The sequence below is a fragment of the Stenotrophomonas sp. STEN087 genome, from assembly GCF_056759115.1.
Window position 1 is genome coordinate 1 of sequence record NZ_JBRRCR010000128.1, and the last position, 7,470, is coordinate 7,470.

The 7,470-nt window shown below is 68.8% G+C and carries 6 protein-coding genes; 5 read left to right on the plus strand and 1 reads right to left on the minus strand.

Going from position 1 to position 7,470, the window contains the following annotated elements:
* Positions 1-144: 144 nt before the first annotated feature.
* Positions 145-1,983 (minus strand): glutamine--fructose-6-phosphate transaminase (isomerizing), encoded by a 1,839-nt coding sequence (glmS, locus tag ACVOK1_RS19595; protein ID WP_481563002.1) that lies wholly within the window; start codon positions 1,981-1,983, stop codon positions 145-147.
* Positions 1,984-2,186: 203 nt separating this feature from the next.
* Between glmS and ACVOK1_RS19600 the strand changes: the two genes are divergently transcribed.
* From ACVOK1_RS19600 to ACVOK1_RS19620, 5 genes are read left to right on the plus strand one after another with little or no spacing between them, the layout of a single operon-like run.
* The gene (locus ACVOK1_RS19600) at positions 2,187-3,464 is read left to right on the plus strand and encodes an efflux RND transporter periplasmic adaptor subunit (protein ID WP_481563003.1); all 1,278 of its coding nucleotides are present in this window, start codon (positions 2,187-2,189) and stop codon (positions 3,462-3,464) included.
* A gap of 24 nt (positions 3,465-3,488) precedes the next feature.
* Positions 3,489-4,211, plus strand: a complete 723-nt coding sequence (locus ACVOK1_RS19605) for an ABC transporter ATP-binding protein (protein ID WP_200753074.1) — start codon at positions 3,489-3,491, stop codon at positions 4,209-4,211.
* Between the two features lie 10 nt (positions 4,212-4,221).
* Positions 4,222-5,523 carry an ABC transporter permease gene (locus ACVOK1_RS19610; protein WP_481563004.1) on the plus strand — a complete coding sequence of 434 codons (1,302 nt, stop codon included), beginning with the start codon at positions 4,222-4,224 and terminating at the stop codon, positions 5,521-5,523.
* A gap of 20 nt (positions 5,524-5,543) precedes the next feature.
* Positions 5,544-6,761 (plus strand): ABC transporter permease, encoded by a 1,218-nt coding sequence (locus ACVOK1_RS19615; protein ID WP_481563005.1) that lies wholly within the window; start codon positions 5,544-5,546, stop codon positions 6,759-6,761.
* A gap of 1 nt (position 6,762) precedes the next feature.
* Positions 6,763-7,167, plus strand: a complete 405-nt coding sequence (locus tag ACVOK1_RS19620; protein ID WP_481563006.1) for a PDZ domain-containing protein — start codon at positions 6,763-6,765, stop codon at positions 7,165-7,167.
* Positions 7,168-7,470 lie beyond the last annotated feature (303 nt).

The following is a 7,470-nucleotide window of genomic DNA, read 5'->3' on the forward strand; positions in this document are numbered from 1 at the left end:
GGCCGGGGCGGGCGGCCGGGCCGGCCGGCGCCGGGGGGTCGGGGGGGGGGCGCCGTCGTGGCGGGGGGGCCTGCTCTTCGGCCTGTGGGGGGGGGGCGGGGGGGGCGCCGGGCCCCCCCCCCGCGACCATTGGCCCGAACGGGCTTACTCCACCGTAACGCTCTTGGCCAGGTTGCGCGGCTTGTCCACGTCAGTGCCGCGCGCCAGCGCGGTGTGGTACGCCAGCAGCTGCACCGGAATGGTGTGCACGATCGGGCTGAGCACGCCGGCGTGGCGCGGGGTGCGGATGACATGCACGCCTTCGGACTCGTTGAAGTTGCTGTCCTGGTCGGCGAACACGAACAGCTCGCCACCGCGGGCGCGCACTTCCTGCATGTTCGACTTCACCTTTTCCAGCAGGCTGTCGTTGGGCGCGATCACCACCACCGGCATGTCCTCGTCCACCAGCGCCAGCGGCCCGTGCTTGAGCTCACCGGCCGGATAGGCCTCGGCGTGGATGTAGGAGATTTCCTTGAGCTTGAGCGCGCCTTCCAGCGCGATCGGGTAATGCAGGCCACGGCCCAGGAACAGGGCGCTGCTCTTGCGCGCGAAGCGCTCGGCCCACGCCGCGATCTGCGGCTCCATGTTCAGCGCATGCTGCACGCTGCCCGGCAGGAAGCGCAGCTGCTCCAGGTAGTCCGCTTCCTGTGCGGCATCGACGCGGCCGTGCAGCTTGCCCAGCACCACGGTCAGCTGGAACAGCGCGGCCAGCTGGGTGGTGAAGGCCTTGGTCGACGCCACGCCGATCTCGGCGCCGGCGCGGGTGTAGCAGACCAGTTCGCTGGCACGCGGAATCGCGCTCTCCGGCACGTTGCAGATCGACAGCGTGTGCTTGTGGCCCAGCGACTTGGCGTACTTCAGCGCTTCCATCGTATCCAGCGTTTCGCCGGACTGGGAGATGGTCACGATCAGGTGCTTGGGGTTGGCATACGCGGCGCGGTAGCGGTATTCGCTGGCGATTTCCACGCTGCACGGCAGGCCGGCGATGGATTCGATCCAGTAGCGTGCGGTCAGGCCCGAGTAGTAGCTGGTGCCACAGGCCAGGATCTGCACGCCTTCGATGCCGGCCAGCACGGCCTCGGCATTCTTGCCGAACAGCTCGGCCGGGAAGCCACCGGCGTCGATCGACGCTTCGAGGGTGTCACCCAGCGCACGCGGCTGCTCGTGGATTTCCTTCTGCATGAAGTGGCGGTACGGGCCCAGCTCCAGCGAGGCCAGCGACACGTCGGACAGGTGCACGTCGCGCTCGACGGGCTGGTCGTGCTCGTCGAACACCTGCACGCCATCGCGGCGGATGTCGGCGGTGTCGCCCTCTTCCAGGAAGATCACCTTGCGGGTGGCCGAGATCACCGCCGAGACGTCGGAGGCGACGAAGTTCTCGCCTTCGCCCAGGCCGACCAGCAGCGGGCAGCCCATGCGTGCGCAGACGAAATGGTCCGGCTCGGCACGGCTGACCACGGCCAGCGCATAAGCGCCGGTCAGTTCCTTCACCGTGCGCTGCAGCGCGCCCAACAGGCTGTCGCCGCCCTTCAGGTGGTGGTGCATGAGGTGGGCGATCACTTCGGTGTCGGTCTGCGACTCGAAGGTGTAGCCCAGCGCGCGCAGCTTCTCGCGCTGCTCTTCATGGTTCTCGATGATGCCGTTGTGCACCAGCGCCACGCCGGCACTGATGTGCGGGTGCGCATTGGCCTCGGTCACCCCGCCATGGGTGGCCCAGCGGGTATGGCCGATGCCCAGCTGGGAATTGAAGCCTTCCGCCTCGGCAGCGGTGGCCATTTCCGAGACACGACCGGTACGGCGCACGCGGCGCACGTCCGCGCGCTCGGCATGGTCGATCACCGCGATGCCGGACGAATCGTAGCCGCGATACTCCAGCCGCTTCAGTCCTTCGATCAGCACCGGCACCACATCGCGATCAGCGATCGCACCCACGATTCCACACATGTCGCGCTTTTCCTTGAAGACGGTCGCCGCATTCTAGCGTGGCTGCCCACTCCGTCCCTCCTGTCCGCTTAATGAAAGTGTCCGCAACGGTGTCCGCGGACACCCGGACACCCGCAAGCCAAACGCAAGTGACTGAAAATAAATGAAATAAATTTGGCACGGAGCATGCTTTAACCCTGTCACCACCGACAGGCACGCACCCGATGATCCGCGACACCTCTGCCCAGGACCAGATCGTTTCCGCCCCTTCCGCCAGCGCCCCCCGTGCGGCCTGGCAGCGCTACCGCTGGCCGGCCCTGGGTGCGGTCGCCCTGCTGGCCGCCATCGGCTGGGCGGTGCATGCCTGGTCCAACGCCAGCCGCTCCTTCGACAGCAGCCGGGTGCGCATCGCCGAAGTGCAGCGCGGCGACCTGGTGCGCGACATCGCCGCCGACGGCCGCGTCATCGCCGCCAACAGCCCGACCCTGTACGCCATTTCCGCAGGTACGTTGGACCTGAAGGTGGTGGCCGGCGACGTGGTCAAGAAGGGCCAGGAGCTGGCGATCATCGACAGCCCGGAACTGCGCAGCAAGCTGGCCCAGGAACAGGCCACCCTGGCCGGCCTGGAAGCGGAGGCCAGCCGCGCCGCGCTGGACGCCACCCTCGCCCGCGCCAAGTCGCGCAAGGAAACCGACCAGGCCAGCATCGAACGGCAGGCCGCCGACCGCGACCTGCAGCGCTACCAGCGCGGCTACGACGGCGGCGCGGTGCCGCAGATCGACCTGGCCAAGGCCCAGGACTCCCTGAAGAAGGCCGACATCACCCTGGCCAACGCCACCACCGATGCGCGCCTGCAGAGCCAGGGTGCCGACCTGGACGCGCGCAACAAGCGCCTGCTGGCCGACCGCCAGAAGGCGGTGGTGGCCGAAGTGCAGCGCCAGGTGGATGCGCTGACCCTGCGCGCGCCGTTCGACGGCCAGGTCGGCCAGGTGCAGGCCACCCAGGCCACCAACCTGGCGGCCAACGCGCCGGTGCTGGGCGTGGTCGACCTGTCCAAGTTCGAGGTGGAGATCAAGGTACCGGAGAGCTTCGCCCGTGACCTGGCGATCGGCATGCCGGCGCAGCTGACCGGTGGCAACGGCAAGCCGTTCCCGGGTGAGATCAGCGCGGTCTCGCCGGAAGTGGTCAACGGCGAGGTCAACGCCCGCGTGCGCTTCGCCGCCGCACAGCCGGAAGGCCTGCGCCAGAGCCAGCGCATGTCGGTGCGCGTGCTGCTGGATACGCGCCGCAACGTGATGAAGGTCGAGCGTGGCCCGTTCGTCGAACAGGGCAACGGCGTGGCCTACGTGATGGACGGCCGCACCGCGGTGCGCCGACCGGTGGAACTGGGCGTCAGCAGCCTGGGCGAAGTGGAAATCAAGTCGGGTGTGCAGCCGGGCGACCGCATCGTGGTCTCCGGCAGCGACCTGTTCAAGGACGCCGAACGCGTCTCCGTCAACTGACACATCCTGGAGAGAGGACACCCCATGTACATGCTTGAAATGCGTTCGGTCGCCAAGGTTTTCCGTACCGAACAGGTGGAAACCCACGCACTGCGCTCGCTGGAACTGCAGGTCAAGGAAGGCGAGTTCGTCGCCGTCACCGGTCCGTCCGGCTCCGGCAAGACCACCTTCCTCAACATCGCCGGCCTGCTGGAAACCTTCACCAGCGGCACCTACATGCTCGACGGCCAGGACGTCAGCACGCTGGGTGACGATGCCCGCAGCCGCATGCGCAACCAGAAGATCGGCTTCATCTTCCAGGGCTTCAACCTGATTCCCGACCTGAACCTGTTCGACAACGTCGACGTGCCGCTGCGCTACCGCAAGATGGGCGCCGGCGAACGCCGCGAGCGCATCGAGAAGGCGCTGAGCCAGGTCGGCCTGGGTTCGCGCATGAAGCACTACCCCAATGAACTCTCCGGCGGCCAGCAGCAGCGCGCCGCCATCGCCCGTGCCCTGGCCGGCAGCCCGCGCCTGCTGCTGGCCGACGAACCGACCGGCAACCTGGACACGCAGATGGCGCGTGGCGTGATGGAACTGCTGGAAGAGATCAACGCCGCCGGCACCACCATCGTCATGGTCACCCATGACCCGGAACTGGCCGCACGGGCGCAGCGCAACGTGCACATCGTCGATGGCCAGGTGACCGACCTGGTGCGTGAGCCGGTGCTGGCCACCCCGCGCCGCATCGTCGCCGTCAACGAGTGAGGGCCCGACCATGTTCGCCTACTACGCCCGACTGGCGGCGCGCAGCTTCCGCCGCAACAAGGTCCTGACCGCGCTGATGGTGGTTGCCATCGCGCTGGGCATCGGCGCCTCGATGACCACCCTGACCGTCTTCCACGTGCTCTCCGGCGATCCGATCCCGGACAAGAGCGATCGCCTGTTCTACGTGCAGCTCGATCCGGGCCCCCGCGGTGGCTACGTGCCCGGCGAGGAACCGAATTCGCAGATGACCCGCTTCGATGGCGAAGCCCTGCTGCGCGAAGCCAAGGCCGAGCGCCAGGCGCTGATGAGCGGCGGCGGCGGCACCATCGAGCCGGACGGCAGCACCCTGCAGCCGTTCTCGATCGATACGCGCTGGACCTCGGCTGATTTCTTCCCGATGTTCGACGTGCCGATGCAGTACGGCCGTGCCTGGACGCGCCAGGACGACGACGGCCGCGCCCGCGTGGTGGTCATCTCCAAGGCCCTGAACGACAAGCTTTACCAGGGCGGCAACAGCGTCGGCAAGGACATCCGCATGGATGGCCAGAGCTTCCGCATCGTCGGCGTGATGAAGGAATGGAATCCCGAACCGCAGTTCTTCGACCTCACCACCGGCAGCTTCGGCAAGGACGAAGATCTGCTGCTGCCGATGTCGACCTCGATGGACCTGAAGCTGGGCAGCAACGGCAACATGAACTGCTTCGGCGAAAACCCCGACGGCGACAGCTATTCGGTGAACGCGCCCTGCACCTGGCTGCAGTACTGGGCCGAGATGGACCCGGGCAAGGCCGATGACTACCGCCGCTACCTGGAAAACTATTCCAGCCAGCAGCGTGAGGCCGGCCGCTTCGAGCGCCCGCCGAACGTGCGCCTGCGCAACGTGATGGAGTGGCTGGACTTCAACGGTGCGGTGCCCAGCGATGTGCGCCTGCAGCTGTGGCTGGCGCTGGGCTTCCTCGGCGTGTGCCTGGTCAACACGGTGGGCCTGCTGCTGGCCAAGTTCCTGCGCCGCAGCGGTGAGATCGGCGTGCGGCGCGCGCTCGGTGCCAGCCGTGGCCAGATCTTCCTGCAGTGCCTGGTGGAAGCCGGTGCAGTGGGCGTGGTCGGCGGCGTGCTCGGCATCGGCGTGGCCCTGCTTGGCCTGTTCGCCGTGCGCCAGCAGCCGGTGGGCTACGCCAAGCTGGCCCATCTGGACGGCAGCATGCTGCTGCTGGCCATCGGCCTGACCCTGTTTGCCAGCCTTGCTGCCGGTTTCCTGCCCGCCTGGCGCGCGATGCAGGTCACCCCGGCCATCCAGCTCAAGTCGCAGTAAGTACCGGAACGAGGACTCCCATGGACATCCGCCCCATCCTCAGCACCCTGCGCCGGCACAAAACCGCTGCCGCACTGATCGTGCTGGAAGTCGCCCTGACCTGCGCCATCGTCTGCAACGCGCTGTTCCTGGTCAGCCAACGCGTGGAAAAGATCAGCATGCCCAGCGGCATCGCCGAGAACGAACTGGTGATGGTCCGCGTCAGCGGCATCGGCAAGCAGACCAACGGCATGGCCCGCACCCGCGAGGACCTGGCGTCGCTGCGCGCCATCCCCGGCGTCACCGGCGCCACCATCATCAACCAGGTGCCGTTCCGCAGCGGCTCGTCCAGCAGCAGCATCCAGCGCCAGCAGGACCAGGAGCGGCCGACCACCGAGGCATCGATGTACACGATGTCCGAAGATGGCATCCGCACGATGGGCATCAACGTGATCGCCGGGCGTGACTTCCTGCCCGACGAGTACATGGACTACGCCGTCGTCTCCAAGGCCGGTTCCAAGGACAAGGCCGTCCCGGTGATCTTCAGCCAGGCCACCGCCGCGAAGATGGAACCCGACGGCAGCGCGCTGGGCAAGACCTACTACATGGGCAAGCAGCCGCTGCACGTGGTCGGCATCGTCGACACCCTGACCACGCCCACCGGTTGGGACGACAACTGGAACGAGTCGATGCTGATGCCGCTGCGCCGCGGCTTCGACGAAGGCGCCACCTACATGCTGCGCACCGCTCCCGAGCGCCGCGATGAAGTGCTCAAGGCCGCCGTCGCCGCGCTGGAGCGCAACGATGCCAATCGCCTGATGCGCGACAAGAAGACCTACGAGGACCAGCGTAACGACTACTTCAAGAACGACCGCGCCATGGTGGGCCTGCTGGTGACGGTGTCCATCGCCCTGCTGGTGGTGACCGCACTGGGCATCATCGGCCTGGCCAGCTTCTGGGTGCAGCAGCGCAGCAAGCAGATCGGCATCCGCCGTGCGCTGGGAGCGACCCGAGGGCAGATCCTGCGCTACTTCCAGACCGAGAACTTCCTGCTGGCCACGCTGGGCATCGTGCTGGGCATGCTCGCCGCGTACGCGATCAACCTGGCGCTGATGAACATGTACGAGCTGCCGCGCATGCCGCTGCTGTACCTGCCGCTGGGCGCGGTGCTGCTGTGGGTGCTGGGCCAGGTCGCGGTGTTCGGCCCGGCCCGCCGCGCCGCCGCCGTGCCGCCGGCCGTTGCCACCCGGGGGGCGTGAGATGCGCGCCCTGGCCCTGGCAATCGCGCTGGCCCTGCCGCTGCCGGTACTGGCCGGCAGCAGCACGGTGCAGACGATGAACTGGCAGCAGGAGGGTGCGCGGCTGGCACTGCGCTCCACCGAAGGCCAGGTGCAGGTCGAGGCGGCCAGCCCCGAGGCGCGCTTCGGCGTGCGCCGGGGCGACCGCATCGTGCGCGTGGACGACACGCCGGTACGCCAGATCGACCAGCTTGCCGCTGCGGTGCGCCAGGCCGACGCAGCGGGCAAGGCGCAGGTCTCCCTGCTGCTGCGGCGCAACGGCAAGACCCTGAGCGTGCCGGTGGCCGTGGCCACCTGGAAGACCGTGCTGGTGCCACCGCCGGCGCCACCACCTCCCCCGCCGCCACCACCGCCGCCGCCGCGCTGACGTGCCCCGACCCCTGCGGGGCCACGGGTTTGGCTATATTGGCGAGGTAATGGTAGCGGCGGGGGGGGGGCCGGGGCGGGGGGCGCCCCCCCGGCGCGCCGGCGGGGGGGGGGCGGGGCGGGGGCGGGGCATGTGGCGGCAGCGCCGCGGGGGGGGCGGGGGGGGGGGCCGCCGGCGGGGGGCGGGGGGCTCGGGGCGGGCGGGGCGACCCCGGGTGTGGCCCCGGGGGGCGGTGGGGGGGGGGGGGGGGTGCGTCGCCCGCCCCCCCCCCCCGCCAGTGCGAGAGCAGGTGTTCGCGCTGGC